This is a genomic window from Methylobacterium carpenticola (assembly GCF_042748905.1).
Classification (GTDB): domain Bacteria; phylum Pseudomonadota; class Alphaproteobacteria; order Rhizobiales; family Beijerinckiaceae; genus Methylobacterium; species Methylobacterium carpenticola.
The window spans coordinates 5,561,220-5,584,883 of sequence record NZ_JBHZEO010000001.1 but is presented as its reverse complement, the minus strand read 5'-3'; the positions used below and the strand labels follow the sequence as shown (position 1 = coordinate 5,584,883).

At 74.3% G+C, this 23,664-nt stretch carries 17 protein-coding genes and 1 tRNA gene; 11 read left to right on the top strand and 7 right to left on the bottom strand.

Annotation, left to right across the window (positions count from 1 at the left end; translation table 11 throughout):
• Positions 1–12: 12 nt before the first annotated feature.
• The gene (locus ACE101_RS25800) at positions 13–687 is read right to left on the bottom strand and encodes a cell wall hydrolase (RefSeq protein WP_379135854.1); all 675 of its coding nucleotides are present in this window, start codon (positions 685–687) and stop codon (positions 13–15) included.
• Positions 688–1,023: 336 nt separating this feature from the next.
• Here ACE101_RS25800 and ACE101_RS25795 point away from each other — a divergent pair, with 336 nt between their 5' ends.
• The 3 genes from ACE101_RS25795 (at position 1,024) to ACE101_RS25785 (ending at position 2,249) form a co-directional block, all read left to right on the top strand.
• Positions 1,024–1,497 carry a hypothetical protein gene (locus tag ACE101_RS25795; RefSeq protein WP_379135851.1) on the top strand — a complete coding sequence of 158 codons (474 nt, stop codon included), beginning with the start codon at positions 1,024–1,026 and terminating at the stop codon, positions 1,495–1,497.
• Positions 1,498–1,576: 79 nt separating this feature from the next.
• Complete coding sequence (locus tag ACE101_RS25790; protein ID WP_379135849.1) at positions 1,577–1,744, top strand: hypothetical protein; 168 nt, start codon at positions 1,577–1,579, stop codon at positions 1,742–1,744.
• Between the two features lie 7 nt (positions 1,745–1,751).
• Positions 1,752–2,249 carry a peptide deformylase gene (locus tag ACE101_RS25785; RefSeq protein ID WP_379135847.1) on the top strand — a complete coding sequence of 166 codons (498 nt, stop codon included), beginning with the start codon at positions 1,752–1,754 and terminating at the stop codon, positions 2,247–2,249.
• A gap of 339 nt (positions 2,250–2,588) precedes the next feature.
• Here the strand turns inward: ACE101_RS25785 and ACE101_RS25780 are convergent, their stop codons facing one another.
• From ACE101_RS25780 to ACE101_RS25770, 3 genes are all read right to left on the bottom strand, one after another.
• Positions 2,589–3,845, bottom strand: a complete 1,257-nt coding sequence (locus tag ACE101_RS25780; RefSeq protein ID WP_379135845.1) for a vanadium-dependent haloperoxidase — start codon at positions 3,843–3,845, stop codon at positions 2,589–2,591.
• 611 nt (positions 3,846–4,456) lie between these two features.
• Complete coding sequence (locus ACE101_RS25775) at positions 4,457–5,344, bottom strand: dihydrodipicolinate synthase family protein (RefSeq protein ID WP_379135842.1); 888 nt, start codon at positions 5,342–5,344, stop codon at positions 4,457–4,459.
• A 23-nt stretch (positions 5,345–5,367) separates the two neighbouring features.
• A complete protein-coding gene (locus ACE101_RS25770; RefSeq protein WP_379135840.1) occupies positions 5,368–5,709 on the bottom strand; it encodes a hypothetical protein in 342 nt (113 codons plus the stop codon).
• A 97-nt stretch (positions 5,710–5,806) separates the two neighbouring features.
• Between ACE101_RS25770 and ACE101_RS25765 the strand changes: the two genes are divergently transcribed.
• Entirely contained in the window at positions 5,807–6,508 is a 702-nt protein-coding gene (locus ACE101_RS25765) for an SDR family oxidoreductase (protein ID WP_379135838.1), read from the top strand.
• Positions 6,509–6,834: 326 nt separating this feature from the next.
• Here the strand turns inward: ACE101_RS25765 and ACE101_RS25760 are convergent, their stop codons facing one another.
• Together ACE101_RS25760 and panE are read right to left on the bottom strand one after the other, a co-directional pair.
• Positions 6,835–7,347, bottom strand: coding sequence for a hypothetical protein (locus tag ACE101_RS25760; RefSeq protein WP_379135835.1), 513 nt, complete (start codon positions 7,345–7,347; stop codon positions 6,835–6,837).
• Positions 7,348–7,460: 113 nt separating this feature from the next.
• The gene (panE, locus tag ACE101_RS25755) at positions 7,461–8,402 is read right to left on the bottom strand and encodes a 2-dehydropantoate 2-reductase (protein WP_379135832.1); all 942 of its coding nucleotides are present in this window, start codon (positions 8,400–8,402) and stop codon (positions 7,461–7,463) included.
• A gap of 134 nt (positions 8,403–8,536) precedes the next feature.
• On the opposite strand from panE, the gene ACE101_RS25750 reads away from it, so the two are divergent.
• From ACE101_RS25750 to rfaE2, 3 genes are all read left to right on the top strand, one after another.
• Positions 8,537–9,856 (top strand): chloride channel protein, encoded by a 1,320-nt coding sequence (locus ACE101_RS25750; protein WP_379135829.1) that lies wholly within the window; start codon positions 8,537–8,539, stop codon positions 9,854–9,856.
• 41 nt (positions 9,857–9,897) lie between these two features.
• Positions 9,898–9,971, top strand: a tRNA-Gly gene (locus ACE101_RS25745).
• A 524-nt stretch (positions 9,972–10,495) separates the two neighbouring features.
• The gene (gene rfaE2 / locus ACE101_RS25740; protein ID WP_379138941.1) at positions 10,496–11,929 is read left to right on the top strand and encodes a D-glycero-beta-D-manno-heptose 1-phosphate adenylyltransferase; all 1,434 of its coding nucleotides are present in this window, start codon (positions 10,496–10,498) and stop codon (positions 11,927–11,929) included.
• An 11-nt stretch (positions 11,930–11,940) separates the two neighbouring features.
• Here rfaE2 and ACE101_RS25735 read toward each other — a convergent pair whose 3' ends face one another.
• On the bottom strand, positions 11,941–14,784 hold the full coding sequence (locus ACE101_RS25735; RefSeq protein ID WP_379135827.1) for a glycosyltransferase: 2,844 nt from the start codon (positions 14,782–14,784) through the stop codon (positions 11,941–11,943).
• 321 nt (positions 14,785–15,105) lie between these two features.
• Between ACE101_RS25735 and ACE101_RS25730 the strand changes: the two genes are divergently transcribed.
• The 4 genes from ACE101_RS25730 (at position 15,106) to ACE101_RS25715 (ending at position 23,602) form a co-directional block, all read left to right on the top strand.
• On the top strand, positions 15,106–18,204 hold the full coding sequence (locus ACE101_RS25730; RefSeq protein ID WP_379135824.1) for a glycosyltransferase: 3,099 nt from the start codon (positions 15,106–15,108) through the stop codon (positions 18,202–18,204).
• Complete coding sequence (locus ACE101_RS25725; RefSeq protein ID WP_379135821.1) at positions 18,201–21,302, top strand: tetratricopeptide repeat protein; 3,102 nt, start codon at positions 18,201–18,203, stop codon at positions 21,300–21,302. The genes ACE101_RS25730 and ACE101_RS25725 overlap by 4 nt, the downstream gene beginning before the upstream one ends.
• A gap of 115 nt (positions 21,303–21,417) precedes the next feature.
• Entirely contained in the window at positions 21,418–21,699 is a 282-nt protein-coding gene (locus ACE101_RS25720) for a hypothetical protein (protein WP_379135819.1), read from the top strand.
• Between the two features lie 10 nt (positions 21,700–21,709).
• Positions 21,710–23,602 (top strand): tetratricopeptide repeat protein, encoded by a 1,893-nt coding sequence (locus ACE101_RS25715; RefSeq protein ID WP_379135817.1) that lies wholly within the window; start codon positions 21,710–21,712, stop codon positions 23,600–23,602.
• The last annotated feature ends 62 nt before the right edge of the window (positions 23,603–23,664 follow it).

The window sequence follows — 23,664 nt, the reverse complement described above, 5'->3', positions numbered from 1 at the left end:
GGCCGCCGGGGCTCAGCCCTGCCGGGCGGTGTCGACGGCGGCGACGCGGCAGATGTTGCGCGCCGGACCGAGTTCGGCGAGCGGCGTCTGGCCGCCGTTGCGGGCGACCCGGGTGACATGCGCCGCCGGGGCCGGCGAACGGGCCTGGGCCAGCCGGACGATCGCCTGAGACGGCGCCTCGCGGTCGTGGCGGGGACGCTTCTCGTAGAAGGCGTTGCCGCCCGCCAGCGCCACGTAGTGCATGTTGGAATAGGGGAAGCGCAGGCCCGCGGTGTGGAAGAACTTCGCGCTGCCGACCGCCTCGTGCCGCTGGCCGGAGAGGATCGCGTCGGCGACCTGCTCGGCCTTCTGCCGCTCGCGGTCGCGCATCGGCTTGCGCAGCACGCCGGTCGCGAACTGGCGGGGCTGGCCGACGACGCCGCAGATCGAATCCGGATAGGCCGGGGCTTCGAGCCGGTTGATCACCACGGTCCCCACCGCGAGCAGGCCGTCCTCGCTCGAGCGGTTGGACTCGAAATACATCGCCCGGGCCAGGCAGTCGCGGTCGGCCGTCGTGACGGCGGCCAGCCGCTTGCCGTTCGGCAGCGAGCCGGTGCTCGCCACCGAGTCGAAGCCGGGATTCACCACCCCGCAGCCGCCCAGATGCGGCGCACAGACCAGGACCGCCAAGCCGGCGGCCAGAGACATCGTTCGCGATCGCTGCATGCAACCCCCGAAGCTTGCGGTCACGCTTTCCGTTAAGCTCGATGGCAAATGTGGCGATGACGGGGCGGGAAACGGCCAAGAAGCCTTTCTTTCGCCTTGACAGGATCAGACTTGATTCTCGGGTGCCGGCCGCGACGCCCTCGTCTTGCACGGCGGCAGAGCCGGCTTGGCCGCACCAATCTTCGCGCCTTCGCCCCGGCCGGCCACAAGCAACGCCGCAGTCGAGAGCAGCGGCGCGCGCGCCGGCTTGCGGGGGCGGCGAGCGTGGCGATATGGCTCGGGTGAGGGAGGTTCCGGCCTCGACGGAGGATCCGCGGCATGGACTCGGAACGCGCGACGCAGGCGGCCCCGGAGCCGGAGGCTCCCCCGCGCCCGGATATCGGCTTCTCCGTGACGGCGGCGGGGCCGGAGGCGGTCGACCTCGTGGTGCGCTTCGGCCCGCGCGACTACCCGGTCCGGCTGAGCCCGGCCGAGGCGACGGATCTCGGCCTCGCGCTCATCGCCACCGCCTCGGTGGCGACCGACCGGGATCACCCGGTGGCGCCCGGAACGCGGGTCGAGAACTGCTTCTTCCCGGTCCTGCGCTGGACGGCGGGCAACCTCGCCCCGGGGCGGCCGGCCCTCGCCCTCACGGTGGCGGAGAACACCGAGATCGCCTTCCAGTTCAGCCAGGAGGCGGCGATCCGCTGCGGCCGCGACCTGATGCGCAGCGGGATGCGCCCGTTCCGCCAGCGGCTGCGGCGGGCCTGGACCGCGCTCGGCCCGCGCTGGCGGTCCCTCGCGTCGCGGTGAGGTCCGCGCCCCGGGGCGGCCGCTCCCCTATCTCCCCGACGGACCCGGCGCGTCCCTGCGCCCCGGCCCGGAGACCCGCATGATCGTCGCCTCCATCGTCTCCCTCCTCCTCGTGCTGTTCCTGGTGAGCCGGGGGACGCCGGGCCGCACCATGCTGGTCATCGTCGCCATCACCCTCGCGGTGGTGCTGCTCATCGTCGGGGTCGAGCGCGCCGGCCTGTGGCCCTCGGAACTGCACACGCGCTGAGGTCCCCGTGCCGGTCCTGTCCCTCCTGCGCTATCCCGATCCGCGCCTGCGCCAGGCGGTGCCGCCCGCCGCCCTGCCCGACCCCGCCGTGAGCACCGCCGCCGCCGACCTCGCCGAGACGCTGGCGGCGCACGGGGCGATCGGCCTCACCGGGCCGCATGCCGGGCTCAGCCTGCGGATCACGGTGATCCGGCTGGGGCCGGCCGAGCCGCTCGTCACCTACGTCAACCCGGCGCTGGTCTGGGCCTCGTCCGAGACCGCCCGCCACCGGGAGGGCAGCGTGGCGATGCCGGGCGTCGACGAGGAGGTGGAGCGGCCGGCCCGGGTGCGGGTGCGCTTCCAGGATCTCGACGGCACCGAGCGGCAGATCGCGGCGGAGGGCTTCCTCGCCGCCTGCCTCCAGCACGAGATCGACCAGCTCGACGGCCTGTTCTGGACCGAGCGCCTGTCGCGGCTGAAGCGCGACCGGCTGCTCAAGCGCTTCGGGAAGGTGGGGCGGGGATAGGGTCGGAGGCCGATCCGTGCAGGTCGTGCCATGGGCGGGCCCCGGCCCTTCTCATACGGTTTCCGGATGATCGCTTCGCGATGCGGAAACCGGCCTCGCTCAGGCGCCGCGCGGGCTCGTGATACGGTTTCCGGATGATCGCTTCGCGATGCGGAAACCGGCCTCGCTCAGGCGCCGCGCGGGCTCGTGATACGGTTTCCGAAAGTGATCTTCCGGAAACCGTATCAGACCGTCCATGTCCGCCCCGTTTGCGTCCGGTCCAGGGTCGAGGTCGAAGCGGACCTCCGCGCATCGTTGCCCCGCTGAGCCGGCTTGCGGCCTTCGGTCGGTCATCGCCTCTCAGCGCGCTGCCTCGGCGGACGGAAGACGCCGAAGCAGTTGCGTACGCACCGTCAGGTCTCCGATCTGACGTCCCATCGCTTGGCCGACCTCCCCCGAGAAGCGGTAATGGAAGCCGGCATAGATGCGCGCATTCACGGCCTCGTCGGCGTAGTCGCTGATGCGGGTCCATTTGCGGACGATGCCCGGCGCGGTCACGCTCGTGAGCGAGACTTCCCCGACCTCGTTGCCGACGAGGAGGGTCAGCACGGCCGCGACGGCGGACGACGTGATGCAATGCGCGCACGGGTATTCCGGGTGCATGGGAGTGTCGCTGAGCGGGAGCCACCCCCCGTCTCGCGGGGTGGCGGGATTGCCATCCAAGTCGCCGTTGCGAATGGCCGTGATCGGGCGCCAGAAGCCGTACGCGTACTTGGCCTCGAAGACGGCGATCTGGGCATCGCTGCCAGCCATCGCGGCGAGCGCGTAGAGGCGGGCACAATCCAGAAGGTCCATGTCCTGTGCCAGGGCGACCTGCCGAAGGATGGGGTTGTAGCTGCGAGCTCCCGCCAGGACCCAGAAGCGGCCGATGCTGGTCTGCTCCGGGGTTCGGACGGTGCTGTTGCGAGCACCGAGCTCCCGGATTTCATTGTAGTCACGTGTCCAGGTCTCTGAGGTAAGTGCCGGCGGCGGGGGTGGACGGAACTGCGCTCCGGACGTCATCACCCAAGGCTTCATGCGCCCGATGTTCGAGTACAGCGGGATCGTGGTGGGAACGTAGGCTCCCGGCGCCGCATAAGGGCGGTAATTCTCGGGGGCATCTGACCCATCGTCCATGCGCTCTGCCAACATGCCGGACGCCGCACGTTTCCCGAGCTCGACGCCTTTCGCTTTCGCGACATTCTCATCCAGAGCCGCGAGCATTCGAGCGAGCATCTCGTTCAGGCTCTCCTTCTGATCGGGATAGAGAGCGACGAGAACGTCGTGGCCCGCCGTGGCTGCTGCGGCTTCCTTGGAGGCGTCCGGTTGGGTCACGAGGGACAGCCGGTAGGGGGCGTAGCGGCCCTGCACGGCATTCACCGCCTCGAAGATGGCCGTGTGAAGAAGGGCAAGATTCCGGCCGTGAGGTGATGGTCCGAGCTGCTTCTCGGCGGCGATGGCGTCGGCCTTGGCATTCCAGTCCATCACGGTGTCGGCTCGGGCCGACCGAGTGGCTGCCGCCATGGCTAAGGTGGCCATGACGAGCGGAAGGAGCCGAGTTCGTGACAACGTCGCCATCGTGGAACTCCTTGTCTCAGCGATCTGGGCTGGTGTTCTGCGTTTCCGGAACCTCATTTGAGCTGACTGGCGTGCTCGAACGCGGTGCGTCCGAGGCCGATTGATCCACGCTACGCTTCCAGTGAACAAAAGCAAGTAGTCGGCATCTGGATTGCAACGACCAGCCTCATCCAAGCAGATGAACGAGAGTCCGACTGGAAATGAGGAGGAAGTTCTTTTTATTGCTTGCCTAGCATCCTGCCAAGCTTGCGCGCTTCGAAGCGCGCGGTCTGCTTGCGGCTCGCTCAGGTCCTCGGGGACGTCATCCGGCCGCCGCGCCCCGGGAGGGATGGCGCCTCGTTGCATCGCGCAGTCCGGGGCGGCTCATCAAGGTCGAGGTCGTCTGCTCGGACCGTGAGGAGCGTTGGCGCCGGGTGGCGGCACGAGACCGACGGTACCGATCCTCCTGCTGCTGGTGCGGGAGGCGCTCCCGCGCCTCGGGACCATCCCTTGGATCGGCCTCACATTGTCGTTGAGCGCGCGAAGCTGCCGCCCGCACGGGCCGTCTCCCACCGGACCGGGGTGATGTCCCGAGCCGCCCGGCACGACCCGGCCGGCCGGTCCCCGATCCCCTAAAGAGCAAGCGCCTCCGCCGCCGCGAGGATGCGGCCGAGATCGGCCCGGGCGGGCGCGTCGAGGGCCGCCTGGGGCGGCAGGGGGTCGCCGACGGGAAAGCCCTGGAGCGCCAGCCCGGCCTTGACGCAGGCCGCGAGGTTGTGGCGGGCGAAGGCTTGGTTCACCGCCCAGAGGTCGCGCTGGAGCGCCATCGCCCCCGCCCAGTCGCCCGCCCTCGCCCGCTCGTAGAGGGCGACGCTCTGGCGCGGCACGAGGCAGGCCGGCCCCGCCATCCAGCCGACGCCGCCGATCAGCATCACGCAGGCCGGGATGTGCGAGGAGGCGGCGAAGACCTGCATCCGGCCCTCGGTCTCGGTGAGGATCGAGAGCAGGCGCCCGGTATTGGTGGAAGCGTCCTTGATGTAGCGGATGTTGGGCACGGCGGAGAGCCGGCGGATCAGCGGCAGCGACAGGTCGGCGCGCTGGAAATGCGGGTTGGTGTAGAGCACCACCGGCCCGTCGACCGCCGCGGCGATGGCCGTGAAATAGGCCTCGATGCCGGAATCGGGCACCGGGAAATAGGCTTCGAGGGTGGCCATCACCCCATCCGCCCCGCGCGCCATCACGGCACGGGCGAGGGACACGGCCTCGGCGGTGGTGGTGGCGGCGACGCCCGCGATCACCGGCACGCGCCCGGCCGCCGCCTCCACCACGGTCTCGACCACGGCGAGCTTCTGGGCGGGGGTGAGGTAGGCGAATTCCCCCGTCGAGCCGAGGGGGGTGAGCCCGTGCACCCCCGCCGCGATCAGGTGCTCGACGAGGCGCGCCAGCACCGGGCGCATCACCCGCCCCTCCGCGTCGATCGGGGAGACGAGATAGGGAAAGACGCCGTGGAGCGCGCGCATCGTGGTCCGGTCCTCGTCCTGGATCAGCCGCCGAGATGCCGGTTGCAGGCGGCGTAGTAGCCCCCGCCCCGCGCGGTCCAGGCGAGCCCGCCATTGCCCTGCCCCGCCGCCTTGTTGGCGCGGTACTGGTCGAGGCAGGTCAGGCGCCGGGCGATGCCCGCCGAGCGGCCGGCATAGGCCGACGCCACCGCGCCGGGCAGGACGAGCCGGTCCGGCCCGGGCGGCCCGGCCCGCGGGACCGGCACCGAGGGCGGGACCGGCACCGAGGGATAGTTCGACGCGAAGGGATTCGTCACCAGCGTGCCCTGCGCGGCGGCGGGCAGGGTCAGGACGACGAGGCAGAGGGCGAGCGGCAGGCGGGTCATGGCCCGCCGCTTATACGGGAGGACGGGCCGCGCCAGTAGACGGCGGGGCGCAGCCGGCGATAGGCCTCGGGCCCGGCAAACAGGAGGAGATTCGCCGATGACCGAGAGCGTCGCCGTCGTGACCGCGGGCGGGAGCGGGATGGGAGCCGGGGTCGCCCGGCGCCTCGCGCAGGAGGGCTTCCGGATCGCGATCCTGTCCTCCTCCGGCAAGGGCGAGGCGCTCGCGGCCGAACTCGGCGGGGTCGGCGTCACCGGATCGAATCAGTCGGTGGACGATCTGTCGCGCCTCGTCGATCTCACCATGGCGCGCTGGGGCCGGATCGACGTGCTGGTGAACAGCGCGGGGCACGGGCCCCGCGCGCCGGTCCTCGACCTCACGGACGAGGAGTGGCACCGGGGCCTGGAGGTCTATTTCCTCAACGTGGTCCGCCCGACCCGCCTCGTGACGCCGATCATGCAGCGGCAGGGCGCCGGGTCGATCGTGAACATCTCGACCTTCGCGGCCTTCGAGCCCGATCCGGCCTTCCCGACCTCGGGCGTGTTCCGGGCGGGGCTCGCCGCCTTCACCAAGCTGTTCGCAGACCGCTACGCGCCCGAGAACATCCGCATGAACAACGTGCTGCCGGGCTTCATCGACAGCCTGCCGGAGAAGCCGGAGCGGCGCGCCGGCATCCCGCTCGGGCGCTACGGCAGCGTGGCGGAAGTGGCGGAGGTCGTCGCCCTGCTCGCCACGGCGCGGGGCGGCTACATCACGGGCCAGAACATCCGCGTCGATGGCGGCCTCACCCGGTCGGTCTGAGCGCGAGAAGGCCCGCCGGCACGACCGACGGGCCTCGAAAGGCAGGGGCCACGTTCCAGGGTTCGATCTCGTGAAGGGTCGGCGCGGTTTGGGATGCCGTCTCGGCCACGCGCCGGGCTGAACCGCCCTGGAACCACTATCCCTGTCGGATCTGATCCGGCGGCGTGTCCTCGCCCCCATCGGCGGTGCGGGTCGCCTGAGGTTGACGGCCTTGAGCGTTCATTCGCTGACCTCCTCATGTCGACTTCGACCAGGGCATGCTGCGTCATTCGGAAGGACCGGTCAAGCGGTCCGTGAGCCGGCTGCGCGTTACGGTAAACTCGGCCTCAGACCACCTGCAGGATCGCGTCCTTCATCACCCGGGAGACGATCTCGCAGGTGAGTTCGCTCGCGGCGCAATGGGTCACCTGCCGGTCGGCGAGGTCGTGGTCGAGCTCCGGATCGCAGGCGCTGGCGAGGAAATAGCCGGCATCGGTGATGCTCATCACGTAGACCGGCGAGACGCGGCCGGACTGGCGGTTGATCAGCATGAACTGGGTGTAGGCCTGCTCGAAATCCGGGCGGCCCCGGAGCGAGGGGCCGCGCTCCACGAGGATCCGGTGCGGCGCGAGCTGGGCCGCGGCGGAATCCAGCACCTCGGCGGCGATGCCCTTCAGCAGCGCGACGCGGCGCAGATCCTCCGCGGAGAGCGGCGCGGCCGGGGCGGGCGTCTCCGGCGCCGCCTCGGCGAGCTGGCGCTTGCGGCGCTGCTCCTCGAAGAACAGGCCGAAATCCGACAGCACCACCTGAGAGCAGCGCGGCGGCGGCGTGGCATCCCCGACGATCTCGGCGGCGGTCATGGCGTCCCTCCCCTGGTCCACACCTCGGGCCCAACGCAGTGCAGCTTGGAACGGATGCAATCTGCGGCAAGCGATCGCGCGGCCGGGCCCGGCCCCGCGCCGGCGCGGGGGCTTCAGGCCGCGGCCCGCTCCCGCGCCCGCCGGCCCTCGTAGGTCTTGAGGTGGGCGTAGACCGTGTCGAGATACGGGAAGGCGGCGTCTCCCGCCGCGCGCCCGCGCCGCAGCAGGTCGCCGACGATGTGATCGGCCTCGATCGCGGCGCCCCGCTCGATGTCACGCAGCATCGAGGCCGTCATGGTGGAGCGCTCCGCGGTCAGCGCGGCGCGGTTCGCCTCCAGCACCTTGTCGCGCGGCGGGAAACCCGCATCCGCGGCGATGCGGCGGCACTCGTCGAGGAGGCCGAGCATCAGCGCCCGGCCACCCGGCGCCCCCACGATGTCGCGGACCGCGCCGCGCATCAGGCAGGTCGCACCCGCGAGCGTCGCGAGGAAGACCCACTTCTCCCACATCTCCAGCAGCACCCTGTCGCTCAGCCGGGCCGTGAAGGTGGCGCCCTGCATCAGCGCCGCGATGGCCTCCACCCGCGCCGAGCGCGTCCCGTCCCGCTCCCCGAAGGTGAGGCTGTGCATCTCGGTCATCTGCACGATCTCGCCCGCCTCGCCGAGCGTCGCCGCGATGGCGCAGGAGCCGCCGAGCACGCGCTCCGCCCCGAAGCGGGCGTCGAGGACGTCGAGATGGGCCATGCCGTTGAGGATCGGCAGCACGGCCGTCCCCGGCCCCACCGCCGGGGCCACGGCTGCGACCGCGCCGTCGAGGTCGTAGGCCTTGCAGCTCAGGATCACGAGGTCGTAGGGGCCGGCGATCCGGTCGGCGGTCACCGTCGCGGGGGCGGGAATGTGCAGGTCCCGCACCGGGCTTCTCACCACGAGGCCGTGGGCGGCGAGCCGCTCGGCCCGGGCCGGGCGGACCAGGAAGGTCACGTCCCGCCCGGCCTCCGCGAGCCGCGCCCCGAAATAGCCGCCCGTCGCGCCCGCGCCCACCACCAGAACCCGCATGTCGTCTCCCTCCGGCTGACCGCGCACAGGGTATGCGCGATGTGCGGCGAAGGGAGCTTCGCATCCCCCGCCCTTTCGTCCAAGCTGAAGCGGCCCCGGGGAGCCCGGCGGGCGATCATGGAGGGTGGCGCGGCATGCACGGCGACGGGCCCTGGCGGCGTGTCTCGGTTCCCCTGCGCCGCCGGATCCTCGATCCCGGCACGCGCCGCGGGCTGTTCCTGGTCGGGGGGCTCTGCGTCGGAGCGGCGGCGGTGCTGATGGCCAAGCTCGCGGACGCGGCCCAGGCCGCCTTCCGCGACCTTTCCGCCCTCTCGCCGCTCGCGGCCCTCGCGGTGACGCCGCTGGGTTTCGGGCTCTGCGTGCTCCTGGCGCGGCGCGTCTTCCCCAATTCCGAGGGCAGCGGCATCCCGCAGGTCATCGCCGCCCGCGCCATCGCCGAGCCCGAGCGTCGCGCCGGCCTCGTCTCCCTGCGGGTCGCCCTCGGCAAGATCGTGGTGATGACCCTCGGCCTCCTCTGCGGCGCCTCGACGGGGCGCGAGGGGCCGACCGTGCAGGTGGGAGCGGCGATCATGGCGGCGGCGGGCCGCCGGGCGCCGGCGCATCAGCGCGGGCTCCTGCTGGCGGGCGGAGCGGCCGGGGTGGCGGCGGCCTTCAACACGCCGCTCGCCGGCATCGTGTTCGCGATCGAGGAACTCAGCCGCTCCTTCGAGTCGAAGACGAGCGGGCTCGTCCTCGGCACGGTGATCGCCGCGGGCCTGACCTCCCTCGCGCTGCTCGGCAACTACGCCTATTTCGGCACCACCGCGGCGACTTTGCCCTTCGGGACGGCGTGGCTCGCGGTGCCGATCCTCGGCCTCGTCGGGGGCTTGTGCGGCGGTCTGTTCAGCCGGATCGTCATCGCGGTCGCCCGCGGCCTGCCGGGCCGCCCGGGGATCCTGATGCGGCGGCATCCGGTCGCCTTCGCGATGCTGTGCGGCCTCGGCGTGGCCCTGTGCGGCCTCGCCACCGGCGGCCACATCCACGGCACCGGCTACGAGGAGGCGAAGGCGCTCCTGCACGGCGGGGGAGACACCTCGGCGTGGTTCGGGCCGGCGAAGTTCCTCGCCACCACCCTCTCGTCGATCAGCGGCATTCCCGGCGGCCTGTTCGCCCCCTCGCTGGCGGTGGGCGCGGGGCTCGGCGCCCATCTGTCGCCCGTCTTCGCGCCGGCACCGGTCGGCGCGCTCGTCCTCGTGGGCATGGTCGCCTACCTGGCGGGCGTCCTGCAGGCGCCGATCACCTCCTTCGTGATCGTCTCGGAGATGACGGAGACGCACGCCCTCGTGATCCCCCTGATGATCGCCGCGCTCCTCGCGGACGCGGCCTCGAAGCTCGTCTGTCCGGACGGGCTCTACCACGCGCTGGCCGCCCCGATCGTCGCCCGCCTCGCGCCGCCCGCCGAGCGCGGCGGCTGAGGCTTCTCATCGGCGGGGCGTCATGCTAAGGCCACTGCCGCGCGGGTGTAGCTCAATGGTAGAGCAGCAGCCTTCCAAGCTGAATACGAGGGTTCGATTCCCTTCACCCGCTCCAGTCCTTTCCTCTGCGACGACAGCGGCTGAGGCCGGCGCTCTGGTATCGGCCGAGCGCTGCGATGCGAGCCTGATGCCAGCCAGGCTCCTATCTCCTGACCGGTTCGACCCGCCGGCCGACGATGCCGAGCGCTCCGTCGATGCACCCGAATCTCGGCCTCGCCGCCGGCATTGAGGTCCTCGTTGCGCCGCAGGCCGAGCACATGGACCTCTTCCAGGCGCTCGCGGTCGGAGTTGGACCTGCGGTGGCAGAACCGCGCGCCGTTGGCGAAAATGCCACCGACGGTCTTGGTCCCTGCGAGCGGCTTGGGGTGGGCGTTCGTCCCAGCAATGCGGCCGTGGATCGCGGCCGCCAAGGCTGCATTGCCGGTGAAGCACGACCATGCGGCATGTTCTCGATCGATCAGGTCCCAGATATCGGCGAGGTCTCGTCGTCGGGCCCAGGACGGTGCCCTTTCATCCCGGATCGCCGGCCGCTATCAAGCTCAGCATTACCCGGAGGATGAGTGGACAGGGCGGTTGACGGTGACGACTTTCCCGAAGGCGACGTCGCGGCGCATCCTCGTGGTCGGCGATGCCATGATCGACCGCTACGTTTACGGTGAGGTCACCCGCATCTCGCCCGAGGCGCCGGTGCCGGTCCTGCTGACCCGCGAGTCCACGGTGCGGGCGGGCGGCGCCGCGAACGTGGCCGCCAACATCGCGGCCATGGGCGGGACCTGCGAACTGCTCGCGGCGGTCGGAGACGACGATCAGCACCGGGAACTCGCCGGCCTCCTCGCCATACCCGGCTTGACGACCGACCTCGTGGTCGGCCGGACCGGCGTGACCACGGAGAAGACGCGCATCGTCTCCGGGCGGCAGCACCAGATCGCCCGGGTGGACCGGGAGAGCCGGGTCGATCCCGAAACCCTGGCCGAGCTGGAGCGGCGCTTCGGGCTTGCGCTCGACCGGGTCGGGATGGTGGTGCTCTCCGACTACGGCAAGGGCGTCCTGGAGCCGATCGCCCGGCTCATCGCGCTCGCGCGGGCCCGGGGCGTGCCGGTGCTGGTGGATCCGAAGATCGCCGGAGCCGAGCGCTACCGCGGCACCCACGTGCTCAAGCCGAACGGCGCCGAGTACCGGCTCCTGTTCGGCGCCTGCCCGGAAGCGGATCTGCCGGCCCATGCGCTGGCGGCGATCCGGGCGCACGGGATCGACCACCTCGTGCTCACGAACGGGCCGGCCGGCATGATCACGGTCTCGGCGGACGGGCGCGTGCGCCGCCACCCGACCCGGGCGCTGGAGGTCTACGACGTGTCGGGGGCGGGCGACACCGTGCTGGCGGCGCTGGCCGTCGCGCTCGGCGCGGGCGAGGAACTCGACCGCGCGGTGGATCTCGCCAACCTCGCGGCGGGCATCGCCGTCTCCCATGCGGGCACCTACGTCGTCACCGCCCGCGACATCGCCGAGCGCCTGGGCCGGAGCGAGGGCGGGAGCGAACCGCCCGGCATTCCGGCGCTCATGACGCTCGAGGCGACCCTGAGCCGGGTCCAGCGCTGCCGCGCGACGGGCGGGCGGGTCGTCTTCACGAACGGGTGCTTCGACATCCTGCATCCCGGCCACGTGCGCATGCTGCGGGCGGCCCGCGCCGAGGGCGACCTCCTCGTCGTCGGGTTGAACAGCGACGCCTCCGTCGCGCGGTTGAAGGGCCCCGAGCGGCCGGTCAACACCCTGGCCGACCGGGCCGAGGTGCTGGCCGCCCTCGCCACCGTCGATTGCGTGGTGGGCTTCGAGGAGGATACGCCGCGCGCCCTCGTCGCCCGGATCGAGCCGGACGTGCTGGTGAAGGGCGGCGACTACGCGGGCGGCGACATCGTCGGCGCCGACATCGTGCGGGCGCGCGGCGGGCGCGTGGTCACCACCGCCTTCCACGCGGGTCACTCCTCGACCGCCACGATGGGGCGGATCAGGGCCTGATCGGGCGGTCCTCACAGCAGGATCGGGCTGTGCCAGGGATCGTAGGCGACGAGGCCGCCGAGGTTCCGGTCCGGACGCCAGCACGCGGCGCGGCGGTTCAACAGGGCCGCCGTGCCCGAGAAGGTGCTGTTCGAGGTGGCCAGCCGGTCGGCCAGGCAGAGCGCGTGGAAATCGGGGAAGAACGCGGCGCCGGCCGGCCCTGCCGGCAGGTCGCGGGCGGTGAGTGGGCGGTAGGCGGCGAAGGCCTGCTGCGCGAGGCCGGGCGCGTCGGTGGCGATGTAGAGGACGGGGCGGTCGAGAGCCGGCCAGAGCGCGTCGAGCCAGCGCCGGTACCACGCCTCCGGCGCGATCCAGAAGCGGCCCCAGCCGTAATCGCCGCGCCGCAGGTGGATCGCCACCAGCGTCCCGCCCGAGAGGCGCCGGCCGATCGCCTCGGCCAAGGGGCGCAGGTTGCGTCCGGGGGCGAAGAGGGCGCGGAACCGGTCCCGCTCCCCGGCCCAGCCGCCGGGATCGCCGCAGAAATAGCCGGCGACGTCCTGTCCGGCATAGGCGCCGTCCCGGTCCGCCGCGAGGGCCGCTGCGTCCCCGGCGCGGCGCGGCAGCGTGGTGCCCAGGGGCGGGTCGTCCCGGTCGAACAGGTGCTGCCCGAGCCAGGACGGCGTCTCCAGCACGAGCCCGTGCCGCTCGGCGTAGAGGCGCGGGAAGCCGTACTGGAGGATCTGGTTGCCGAATCGCCCGTCGAGCCCGAGCCGGCCCACGGCGAGGCGCCGCCCGGGCGCCCCGGGCCGGACCGGAACCGGGGGCGCTCCCCAGCGCGCGGAGAGCCGGAGCATCGCCCGGCGGGTGAAGGCCTCGCCGTAGGCCGGGTTGCACCGGGCGGCCCGGTCCCAGGCGGCGAGGGCCGCCTCCGGCTGCGCCGTCGCCTCGTGGACGCGCGCCCGGAGCGCGTGCGCCTCGTAGCTGGCCGGATCGAGGAGCAGGACGCGCCGGGCGCGGGAGGCCGCCGCTGCGGCGTCGCCGCCGGAGAGGCGGATCTCGGCCCGCGCGAGGGCGATGTCGGGGCGGCCGGGCGCGAGCCGATCCGCCCGCGCGAGCCAGGGCTCCGCCCGCTCCGGCGCGCCGAGACGCGCCTCGGCCCGGCCGAGATGCAGCAGGCCGGTGGCCAGATCGGGCTGGAGCAGCAGGGCGCGCCTCGTGGCGCGCCGGGTGCCGGCGGCGTCGCCGCTCTCCATGAGCAGGCCGCCGATATTCGAGACCGCGGCCGCCGCGTCCGGCGCGAGCGACGCGGTGCGCCGGAAGGCGCGCAGGGCGTCTCCCGCCTCCTGCGACCGGTAGGCATCGAGACCGAGCGCGAACCACGTCGCCGCGTCGGCGGGCTCCCGGACGAGGGCGTGGCGCAGGGAAGCGGCGGCGGGCCGGCCCTGCGCCGCGAGGGTTCGGGCGAGGGCCCGGCCGAGCCGCCCGTCATCCGTCCCCAGGGGCACGGCCGCCCGCAGAAGGGCCTCGGCCCGGGCCGCCTCGCCCCGGCCGAGCCAGAGATCCGCCAGCTCCTCGATGCCCGGACGCGCGCCGGCCGGTGCGTCGAGCAACCGGCCCAGGAGGGCGTCGGCCGTCCCGGGGGCCGGGGGTGCGGCGCGCGCGGCCCCGCCTGCGCGCGCGCGGCCGCGTTCGAGGGCGTGGAGACGCCGCCGGATCAGCAGGCCGATTGCGTGGAAGCGCGCGTCCGGCGCCGCGCCAGCGCCGGGCGGGCGGGCGCCCGTCATCTCCGCCCGCTGCCGGTCGAAGGCGTTGCCGGGCCGCAGCGTGTAGCGGACCGTGCGGGCCGGGACGCGCAGGCCCGGGACCAGGGCGTGCAGGACGCGGCTGTAGCCGACGTCGTCCGCGACGGCCGGCCGGAAGGGGGGCTCGTCGGGAAAGCCGCCGGTCGCGAGGTGGCAGGCCCGGCGGACGGCGATGTTGCAGGGATAGGTCTGCTCCGAGGCCTCGCGCCAGGCCGGCGCGATCTCGGCATCGATGGCGTCGAAGACGATGCCGGTGCGCACGAAGCCCGCATCCGGCCGGTCGTCCAAGACCGCCAGGGTGACGAGGAGGTGATCGGCGAGGAAGGTGTCGTCCGCGTCGAGGAACCAGAGGACGTCCCCCTTCGCCCCCGCCGCGCCGAGGTTGCGCGCCGCGCCGGCGCCCCCGTTCCGGCTCAACACGGTCAGGGCGAGGCTCTGGTCCGGGTTGGCGCGGGCCCAGCCGAGCACCGCCCCGGCGGTGCCGTCGGGCGAGGCGTCGTCCACGACGCAGATATGGACCCGGGCCTCCGCCCGGCCGGTGGCGGCGCGCAGCCGGGCGACGGCGCCGGCCACGCTGTCGAGGGCGCGCCCGATCGTGTCCTCGGCCCGGAAGGCCGGGATGACCACGGTGCCGAGATAGGCCTCCTCGCGGGCCCGCGCGGCAAGCCCGTCGACGGCGACGCCGAGGCCGCCCGCCTCCGGCGGCAGCAGCGCCCGCAGCCGGGCCGCCTCCGCGTCCTCGCCCCGGATGAGCCGCACGGTGGCGAGCAGGCTGGCGAGGTCGCCCTCGACCGGCGCGATCCCGGCGATCCGCGTGAGAAGGTCGAGTGCCCGGTCGATCGCGCCGCCGTTGATCAGGCCGACGGCCTCGTTCAGGGCGAGGTGGAGCGCGCTATCGATTTGCCGGAGGAGGATCTCCCGGTTGCCGTGCAAACGATGCGCCCGCGCAAACAGGCGGATGGCGCGCAGGCCGTCCCCCTTCTCGCGGGCGGCGAGAGCGAGGTATTGCAGGGCGGTCGCGTCGGCCGGGTCGAGGAGCAGGTCGCGCGCCTTCGCTGCCGGGTCGAGGTCCATGTCGCCAATCGCCTCCGGGGCCGCTGCTGTGCGTCCCCCCGCTCGCCGCGCCCCGTCCGCGGAGCCCGGCCCGGCCTGCGGACGCGCGCCCGGCCGTCCGGACCGGTCCGGCGAGCGCGGCTCTAAGCAGGTTTCGCAACAATGGCTACCGGTTTTGCGACAAAACCCTGCGACACACCAGAAACCTAAGCGGACGAAGCGTTGGCCTGCCAACGCATGTCCGCTTAGAGCGGCGCCCGATCACGGTGCAATCGGGCGCCGCTCTCGGTCTTTGGTTTTGCCGCATCGTCTGCGACGAACCGGGATCCACTTCGTCGGAAAATGCTCTGGCCCGGATCGGGCGCGCGGGACGACGGGCGGCCGATGATGCGGGTCGCCTTCATCGATCCGGGCGCGATGTCCTACACGCCCGCGACGCCCGAGGCCGCGCCCCTGGGCGGCTCGCAATCCGCCCTCTGCCACCTCGCCGCGCAACTCGCCCGCGACGGGCTCGACGTGACCGTGGCGACGGCGACCGACCGGCCCGGGCGGGTGCACGGCGTGCGGGTGCTCTCGACCCGGGCCCTGTCCCTCGCGGATCTCTCCGGCGTCGCGGCCGTGGTCGTGCTCAACGGCACCGACGCGGCCCTGCTCGCACAGCTGCGCGCCCGGCTCGGCGCGTCCGTGCGGCTGATCCTGTGGACGCAGCATGCCGCCGACGAGCCGGCGATGCGCGGGCTGCACGACCCCGCCCAGCGCGCCGGCTGGGACGCCTTCGCCTTCGTCAGCGACTGGCAGCGCCACGCCTATCTCACCCGTTTCGGTCTGCCGCCGGAGCGCTGCCGCACCCTGCGCAATGCCGTGGCCCCGGCCTTCGCCGCAAGGCCCCCGAGCGAGCAGGATCTGGCGGCACGGCCGTGGCCCCCGATCCTTGCCTATACGAGCACCCCCTATCGCGGCCTCGACGTGCTCCTCGACAGCCTGCCGCGCATCCGCGCCGCCCTGCCGGGCACGGTGCTGCGCGTCTACGCGAGCCTCGCCCCCTATCAGGTCACGGGCGAGGCCGACCCCTACCAGAACCTGTACGCGCGCTGCCGGGCGACCGAGGGGGTCGATTACCGCGGCGCGATCCCGCAGGCCGCCCTGGCGGAGGACCTGCGCGACGTCACGGCCCTGGCCTACCTGAACCGTTTTCCCGAGACCTCCTGCATCGCCGTGATGGAGGCGCTCGCGGCGGGCTGCCTCGTGGTGACGAGCCGGCTCGGCGCGCTTCCCGAAACGGGCATGGGGCTCGCCCATCTGACGCCGGTCCCCGACGAACCGGCCGCGCACGCCGCGCTCTACGCGGAGCGCATGGTCGCCGTCCTGGCGCGGCGGCGGGACGACCCGGCCGGCACCGCGCGCCGGCTGCGCGAGCAGGCCGAGCGTGTCCTGGCCACGGCGATCTGGCCGGTGCGCGCCGCTGCCTGGGCGGCCTGGTTCCGCGCGCTCGCCGGCGCAGCGCCGGGCGCGCCGGCCGATCGCGGCGACCCGGACCATGGCGGCCGGAGGGCGGCCCGCCGGGTCGTCGCCGACCCGGCTGAGGCGGAGGCCCTGCTGGCCCTCGCCCGTGCCGACCTGTCGGCGGCGCGCTGGGCGGCGGGGGCGCGGGGGCTGAGGCGCGCCGCCTCCCTCGGCGCGCGGATCGACCGGGACCTCGCCCCGCTCGGCCCGGCGATCGCGGAGGGGGTCGACGGCACGTCGCTGCCAGCGCGCGCGGACGCCCTGGAGCGGATCAATGGGATCGCCGGCCTCGCCGGCGCGGCGGATCTCGCCCGCGCCCTGATGCGGGAGGCCGCCCGCCTCGGCGACCACGACACCGTCGTGCGCGCGGGCCGGGTCCTGCTCCGGCACCGGCCCGGCGAGGCCGGCCCGCACCTCGCCGTCGCCTGGGCGCAGAGCGCCCTCGGCCGGCACGGCGACGCCCTGGCGCAACTCGACCGGGCCCTCGCGCTCGGATCCGCGGATCTTCTCGCCGAGTCCCGGACACGCGCCCTCGCGGCGGGCTGCGTCGCGGCCGCCGAGACGGACCTTGCCCGGACGGGGCTCGGTGAGACGGCCGCCGCCGGCGGGGTTTCGGACCGGGCCGAGGCCGTGGGCCGGCTCCGCCGCCTCGCCGGGCTCGTCGGCGCGCTCGGGGAGGATCCGGGCCTGCTCGCCGAGACCGCCGAAGCGGTGTCGGAAGCCGCCGATCCCGGAACGGCCGCCTCCCTTCTGGCGGGAGGCCTCGGCCGGCGGCGGCTGCGGCTCGGCCAGCCCGCTGCGGCGCTGCCGCTGCTGCGGCGTGCGGGCGCGGCCGGCGGCGCCGCGGTGGCCGAGGCGCGGGTCGCCGCGGGCCTGGCGCAGGCGCAGTTCCAGATGCTCGACGCGCTGGAAGGCCTGCTGCAGGCGGGCCAGCGGGGCGAGGCGGGGCCGGGCTGGCGCGCGGAGGCCGCGCGGCTGATCGCGACCGTCGACGGGATGCTCGACCTCGACCGCACCCCCGAGGACATCCGCAGCCGGGTCTGGGGCACCCTGCGGGGCTTCTCGGCTTGGCTCAGCCTCACCGCGGAGCCTCACCGGCCGGGCCCGGTCCCGCCGGGCGGGCGCCGGGTCCACGATTGCTTCCCGTTCAACGACGAGCTCGACATGCTGGAGCTGCGCCTCGCCGAGATGGGGCCGGCCGTCGACCGCATCGTCCTCGTCGAGGCCCGCCACACCCATGCGGGCCGGCCGAAGCCCCTGCATTTCGCCGAGAACCGGGCGCGCTTCGCGGCCTATGCCGACCGCATCGCGCACGTGGTGGTGGAGGACGATCCGGGTGGCTTCGCGTGGCGGCGCGAGGCGCACCAGCGCGAAGCCATCGCCCACGGCCTCGCGGGGGCGGATCCCGACGATCTCGTCCTCGTCAGCGACGTGGACGAGATCCTGCGGCCCGAGGTGGTGGCGGCCCTGCGCACGGCGCCCGGAGAGCTGTTCGCGCCGCAACTCGCCATGCGCCTGTACTTCCTCGACCTCGCCGCGGCCGAGCCCTGGCTCTCGGTCGCCGCGGCGCCCTGGTCGCTGATCCGCCGGATCGGGCCGAACCATGCCCGCTACCTCGTCAAGCAGGGTCTCGGCCGGCCGGTCGCGGAGGCCGGCTGGCACTTCACGTGGATGGGGGGAATGGAGCGCTTCGAGGCGAAGATGCGGGCCTATGCCCACCGGGAGATGGCCGCCGGGTTCGACCGTGAGGCGGCCGCGAACCGCGCCCGCCTCGCCCGGTTCTACGCCGATGGCCGGCCCTCGGCCGGGCCCGTCCCGGGGATGTGGCGGGACCTCGCCCGGGTCCCGGTGGATGCGCGCTTCCCCGCGAGCGTGCTGGCGGATCTCGACCGATACCGGCGGCGCGGCTGGCTCTGCCCGCAGGAGGCGGCTTCGTGACGGATGCCGCCCGGCGCGCCCGCGAAGCCGTCCTCGACGCCGCCCGCGCGCACGCCTCAGCCGGCCGCCTCGATGCGGCTCGCACCGCCTGCCGGGCCGTCCTCGCGGCCGACCCGAACTGCGCCGAGGCGGCCGGTCTGCTCGGGGATCTGGGCGCGGCGCCGGCCGAGCCCCCGGCCCTGCGCGGCCTCGCGGCCCTCGCCCTGGCGCGCGGGGACTTTGCCGAAGCCGCGATCCTGCTGCGCCGCTGGCTCTCCCTGCGGCCGGAGGACGGGGAAGCCCGCCTCGCTCTCGTCGAGGCGCTGATGCGGGCGGGACGCCCCGCCGAGGCCGAGCCGGAACTCGCCGCCTTCGTCCGGCGCTACCCCGAGGATTGGCGCAGCCTGAGCAACCTCGGCGTCCTGCGCAAGAATCTCGGACGCTACGCCGCTTCCGAGGCCGCTCATCGCCGTGCCCTCGTGCTCATGCCGGCGGAGCCGGGACTCCTCGGCAACACGGGCTTCGCCCTGGCCCGGATGCCGGGCCGGGAGACGGAGGCCGAGCGGTGGCTGCGCCGGGCGGCCGCGCTCGGCGGCGACGCGCCCCAGGCCCTGGTCGATCTGGCCAGATTCCTCGCCGAGCAAGGCCGGGAGGCGGAGGCCGAGGCGCTCTGCCGGACGGTCCTGGCCCGGGATCCGGAGCACGCCCAGGCTCATCTCGTCCTGGCCTTCGGCCGGCTCGCGCGCGGGGCGCTGGAAGCGGGCTTCCGGGACTACGAGTGGCGCAGGCGCCTGCCCGGATGGGCGGCCCACCGCGCGCCGGAGGCGCCGGACTGGACCGGGGACGATCCGGCGGGGCGCACCATCCTGATCGAGGAGGAGCAGGGTCTCGGCGACGCGATCCAGTTCATCCGCTACGCCCGGCCCCTGCGGGCGCGCGGCGCGCGGGTGATCGCCGCCTGCGGGCCGGCCCTGCAGCGCCTGTTCTCGGCCATGCCGGATCTCGACGCCGTGATCGGCCTCGACGGCCCGGCACCGCCCCACGACGCGTGGGCGCCCCTGCTCAGCCTGCCTCATCTCCTGGGGCCGGAGACCGGCACGGCGCCCGGCACCCTGCCCTATCTGAGCGCCGAACCGGAGCGCGCGGCCCGCTGGCGCGCCCGGCTCGCGGCCGGGGCGGTGCCCGGCCGGTCCTTCCGGGCCGGCCTCGTCTGGGCGGGCAGCCCCGGGCATCCGGACGACGCGCGCCGCTCCCCCGGCCTCGCCGCGCTGGCGGACCTGCTCGACGTGCCGGGCGTGCAGACGGTGCTGCTGCAGGCCGGGCCGGGCCGGGCGGATCTCGGGCTTGTGCCGCTGCCGCCCCACTGCCTCGATCTCGGGCCCGATCTGGCCGATCTCGCCGACACCGCGGCCGCGATGGCGGCGCTCGACCTCGTGATCACCTGCTGCACCGCGCCCGCCCATCTCGCCGGCGCGCTCGGCTGCCCGGTCTGGAACCTCGTGGCCTTCGCCCCCGACTGGCGCTGGGGCCGGCAGGGCGAGGCGACGTCCTGGTACCCGACCATGCGCCTGTTCCGTCAGCCGCGGCCCGGCGCCTGGGCGCCCGTCGCGGCGGAGGTCCGGGCCGCCCTCGCGGCGGCGGCTTTGCCCGGCGCGCCGCCCGTGCGGGACCTGCGGCCGGATCCGGCAGGGAAGCCCCCGGCCGGGCGGGAGCCGGCGACGGATGAGGCGGAGCGGCCGGGGACACGGGACGCGGGCGGGCGGCCCGGGCACGGGGCACCGGTGGCGGACCAGACTGGGCGCGACGCGGATGCGCAGCAGACGGACGCGCAACTCCTGGCGCGGGCCGAGGCGGCCCTGGCGGCCGACCCCGCCGATGCCGGCGCCCTGAGCGTGCTCGGCGTGCTTCAGCGCCGGGCGGGCCGCCACGAGGCCGCCATCGCCTTCCACCGGCGCGCCCTGGAGCGCGCGCCGGAGCAGGCCGGGATCTGGTCGAATCTCGGCAACGCCCTGATGGATTGCGGGCGGCTCGACGAGGCGGCGGCGGCGCACGAGGAGGCGCTCCGCCTCGCCCCCGCCGACCCGACCTTGACCTTCAACGCCGCCATCGCCTTCCGCCAGTCCGGCGCCTTCCCGGCGGCGCTGGCGCTGCTGGAGCGCGCCGCCGCCCTCGCTCCGGCGACGGCGGCGCTGATCTGGGAGCGCGCGCTCGCGCGGCTCCAGACCGGCGACTATGCCGGGGGGCTGCGCGACTACGAAGCCCGCTTCGGCCTCGCGACCTACCGCAACCGCATCCTGCACGGCCCCCGCTGGGACGGGGGGGACTTGGCCGGCCGCACCCTCCTGATCACGGTGGAGCAGGGATTCGGCGATGCGCTCCTGGCGGCGCGCTACGTGCCGCTCGCGGCCGAGCGCGGGGGGCGCGTCATCCTCGAATGCCACCCGGAACTGCGCCGGGTCCTCGCCGGCCTGCCGGTGACGGCCCTGGTCGATCCCGGCGCCGCGCTCCCGGCCTTCGATCTCCAGATCTCGCAGATGAGCCTCGCCGGGCTGTTCGGGACCCGGGCCGAGGCGGTGCCGCCCCCCGTCCGCCTGACCGTGCCGGAGGCGGCGCAGCGCAAGGCCGACGCCCTGCTCGGGCCCGCCGACGGCACCCTGCGGGTCGGGATCGTCTGGTCGGGGCGGGAGAGCTTCGGGGAGAACCATCTGCGGGCGACCCGGCTCACCCCCTTCCTGCGCTTCGCCGAGATTCCGGGCGTGCGCCTCTACAGCCTGCAGAAGGGCGGCCCCGCGGAGGAGCTGGATGGCGGTCTCGCGCGCCTCGTCACGCCGCTCGGCCCCCATCTCGACGACTTCGCCGACACCGCCGCCGTGGTCGCGCGGCTCGACCTCGTGGTGATGACCGACAGCGCGGTCGCCCATCTGGCGGGCGCCCTCGGACGTCCGGTCTGGAATCTCGTGCAGCACGTGCCCTACTGGATCTACGGGCATTCCGGCGACGCGACGCCCTGGTACCCGACGATGCGCCTGTTCCGGCAGGGGCGGGACCGGGCCTGGGAGCCGGTCTTCGCCCGTGCCGCCGACGCCCTGCGCCGGCTGGCCTCCGACCGCCTGCCCTGATACCTCCGGGCACGGGGCGGAACGGGGACTTGGCGCGACGCGAACTTGGCGCGACGGGAACTTGGCGCGACGGGAACCGGACCCGCCGCGAGAGGCGCGCCCGAAGGAGGAGAGCGTGGACTATTTCAGGATGGTCGAGGACAGCTGGGAGCTGAGCGACGCGATCAGCGACTACACGAAGAATGCCGGCCGCGAGGTCCCGTTCTCGGAGCTGTGGGAGAAGGTCCTCGCGCCCTCGCCCCTGGTCGATCAGGCCCGCACCCTCGGCGAGGAGGGCGTCGCCAAGGGCCGCATCTTCCTGAACTCGCCTTACGGCCTGCAATTCCGACCCGACCACAAGGACTGGATCCCCTTCCGGCACGGTCCGGTCGACCTCTCCGCCGAGCCGCTGCCCTGAGGACGCGCCCGTGACCGGCCGGGCCCTGTTCGACGCGGGGCTCGCCCGGCACCGGGGCGGCGCCCTGGCGGAGGCCGCCCTCCGCTACCGCCACGCCCTCGCCGACGAGCCCGGCCTGCCCGAGGCCTGGCACATGCTCGGGGTGGCGGAGACGCAGGCGGGGCGACTCGACCCTGGCCTCGGCCTGATCAAGCGGGCGCTGCGGCTCGCGCCCGGCCTCGTCGAGGCGTGGCAGAACCGGGTCGCCCTGCTCTCCGCCGCAGGCCGCCGGGACGAGGCGGTGGCGAATGCGCGGGGCCTCCTGCGACACGCCCCGGACCATGGTCCGACCTGGCTGCGTCTCGGCACCCTCCTGGCGCAGGACGGACCCGGACGAGCTGCGGCCGCGCTCGCCGCCTTCGGGCACGCGACGCGCCTCATGCCCGACGCTCCCGAGGCGTGGCGCGGGCTCGGCCTCGCCCTGCGGGAGGCCGAGCAGCTCGACGCGGCGCTCGGGGCGCTGCGCCGCGCCCATGCGCTCCGGCCGGATGCGGAGGCGGAGATGAGCCTCGGCAACGCCCTCCTCGGCCGGGGCGAGCGCGCCGGGGCGCTCGCCCACCTGCTGCGCGCCGTGTGCCTCGCCCCCGGCAGCCCGGAATGCTGGTACAATCTCGGACTCGTCCGCCATGCCCGCGGCGAGACCGAGGCCGCCCTGCTCTGCAACCGGCGCGCGGTCCGGCTCGGGCTCGGGCTCGCGCGCACCCGGCTCGCCGCGGCGCTGGCCGATCTCGGCCGCGCGGCGGAGGCCGAGGCCGAGCTGCGCGCCGCCCTGCCGCTCCCCGGCACCGCCGTGCCGGACGCGGTCGAGCAGCTCACCGGCCTCCTCCTGGCGCAGGGCCGGATCCCGGAGCTGCGGGCACTGTTCGCGCCCTTCGAGACGAAACCGCTCGCCGGCAGGCTCCATGCCGGCGAGGGCCGCACCGCGCTCGCCGCAGCCGACCTCGCGCAGGGGCGCCCCGCCGCGGCCCAGGCCCGGCTCGCGCCCGTCGCCGGCGAGGCCGGCTGGACCTTCACCCTCCGCTCGGTCGCGGCCCTGCGTCTCGCCCTGGCCGAACGCGGGGAGACGCTCGTGCGCATCCCGGCCGATCCCGGCCGGCCCCGCCTCGCGTCGAGCACGCTGGGCACGCGGGGGCGCTTCGCCCACAACGTCCTCGAATACGTCCTCCTGCGCCTCTACGCCGAGCGCCATGGGCTGGTGCTGGAGACGCCCGACTGGGTCGGCGGCCTGTTCTTCGCCCTCGACGATCCCGCCCCGGCCGGCCCGCTCGCGCCCCTGCTCTTCGGCCGCCACCTCCTGAACGAGGGCGTGCTGGGGGAACCCCACCGGCCGCCGCTCGCCGGTTGCGACGCGCTCTCGCCGCTCTTCCTGTTCGCCTATCCGGAGACGGTGCGGGAGCGGGTCCAGTCCTGGCTGCGGCCCCGGCCCGCCTTCGCACCCTGGCTGGACCCGGCCGTGGCGCGGCTGCGGCTCCTCGGCCGCACCCTGGTGGCCCTGCACCTGCGACGCGGCGACTTCGTCGCCTGCGGCTACCCGATCACCGATGCGGGGTGGTACGTGGCGTGGCTGCGCGAACTCTGGCCGACCCTCGACCGGCCGGTGCTCTACCTCGCGAGCGACGATCTCGCGGCCGTCCGGGCCGATTTCGCCGAGTTCGATCCCCTGTCGCTGGCGGACGTGGCCGAGCCCTGGCCGGGTCTCGACTACCTGCAGGACTTCCACGTCCTGTCCCGGGCCGACATCGTCGGCGTCAGCGCCGCCAGCGGCTTCAGCGCGCTCGCCGCCCGCCTCAATCCCGGCCTGCGCCTCGCCGTGGAGCCCGACCTCGCGGCGCGGCGGATCCGCCCGTTCCGGCCGTGGACGTGACGCGGCGTGCCGGGAATCCTTTGCCGGAGCGTCCTGCGCCAGACCGAAGGCCTGTCCGGCTC

What these genes read in the sequence shown, in the direction of transcription:
- ACE101_RS25800 (WP_379135854.1), bottom strand. Translation starts at nt 687, where the DNA reads ATGTCTCTGGCCGCCGGCTTGGCGGTCCTGGTCTGTGCGCCGCATCTG.
- ACE101_RS25795 (WP_379135851.1), top strand. Translation starts at nt 1,024, where the DNA reads ATGGACTCGGAACGCGCGACGCAGGCGGCCCCGGAGCCGGAGGCTCCC.
- ACE101_RS25790 (WP_379135849.1), top strand. Translation starts at nt 1,577, where the DNA reads ATGATCGTCGCCTCCATCGTCTCCCTCCTCCTCGTGCTGTTCCTGGTG.
- ACE101_RS25780 (WP_379135845.1), bottom strand. Translation starts at nt 3,845, where the DNA reads ATGGCGACGTTGTCACGAACTCGGCTCCTTCCGCTCGTCATGGCCACC.
- ACE101_RS25775 (WP_379135842.1), bottom strand. Translation starts at nt 5,344, where the DNA reads ATGCGCGCGCTCCACGGCGTCTTTCCCTATCTCGTCTCCCCGATCGAC.
- ACE101_RS25770 (WP_379135840.1), bottom strand. Translation starts at nt 5,709, where the DNA reads ATGACCCGCCTGCCGCTCGCCCTCTGCCTCGTCGTCCTGACCCTGCCC.
- ACE101_RS25765 (WP_379135838.1), top strand. Translation starts at nt 5,807, where the DNA reads ATGACCGAGAGCGTCGCCGTCGTGACCGCGGGCGGGAGCGGGATGGGA.
- ACE101_RS25760 (WP_379135835.1), bottom strand. Translation starts at nt 7,347, where the DNA reads ATGACCGCCGCCGAGATCGTCGGGGATGCCACGCCGCCGCCGCGCTGC.
- panE (WP_379135832.1), bottom strand. Translation starts at nt 8,402, where the DNA reads ATGCGGGTTCTGGTGGTGGGCGCGGGCGCGACGGGCGGCTATTTCGGG.
- ACE101_RS25750 (WP_379135829.1), top strand. Translation starts at nt 8,537, where the DNA reads ATGCACGGCGACGGGCCCTGGCGGCGTGTCTCGGTTCCCCTGCGCCGC.
- ACE101_RS25735 (WP_379135827.1), bottom strand. Translation starts at nt 14,784, where the DNA reads ATGGACCTCGACCCGGCAGCGAAGGCGCGCGACCTGCTCCTCGACCCG.
- ACE101_RS25730 (WP_379135824.1), top strand. Translation starts at nt 15,106, where the DNA reads ATGCTCTGGCCCGGATCGGGCGCGCGGGACGACGGGCGGCCGATGATG.